Annotated in this window: 2 protein-coding genes; both read left to right on the top strand. The window is 67.1% G+C overall.

Annotation, left to right across the window (positions count from 1 at the left end):
* On the top strand, positions 1-263 hold a 263-nt coding region (gene grpE, locus G6W55_RS38255; RefSeq protein WP_175525133.1), incomplete at its 5' end, for a nucleotide exchange factor GrpE.
* Between the two features lie 33 nt (positions 264-296).
* Positions 297-514, top strand: a 218-nt coding sequence (locus G6W55_RS38250; RefSeq protein ID WP_175525132.1) for a DnaJ domain-containing protein, incomplete at its 3' end; no start/stop codon positions are given.

The following is a 514-nucleotide window of genomic DNA, read 5'->3' as shown; positions in this document are numbered from 1 at the left end:
TGGGCCTCCAGCAGTTCGGCAAGGAGGGCGAGCCCTTCGACCCGACGATCCACGAGGCCCTGATGCACTCGTACGCGCCCGACGTCACCGAGACGACGTGCGTGGCGATCCTCCAGCCCGGGTACCGCATCGGCGAGCGCACCATCCGCCCCGCGCGGGTGGCCGTCGCCGAACCCCAGCCGGGCGCGCAGACCGTGAAGTCCTCGGAGGAGACCGAGACCGCGGCCGACGACAAGGAGAGCGGTGGCCCGGACGAGGGCTGAGCTTGAACCGACACGGAAGGAGGGACGTCGAGGATGAGCACCAAGGACTTCATCGAGAAGGACTTCTACAAGGTCCTCGGCGTCCCCAAGGACGCCACCGAGGCCGAGATCAAGAAGGCGTACCGGAAGCTCGCCCGCGAGTTCCATCCGGACGCCAACAAGGGCAACGCCAAGGCGGAGGAGCGCTTCAAGGAGATCTCCGAGGCGAACGACGTCCTCGGTGACCCCAAGAAGCGCAAGGAGTACGACGA

This window comes from Streptomyces sp. CAI-85 (genome assembly GCF_013363615.1).
Lineage (GTDB): Bacteria > Actinomycetota > Actinomycetes > Streptomycetales > Streptomycetaceae > Streptomyces > Streptomyces antibioticus_B.
The sequence above is the reverse complement of the archived record's forward strand: the minus strand, read 5'-3'. Positions and strand labels throughout refer to the sequence as shown.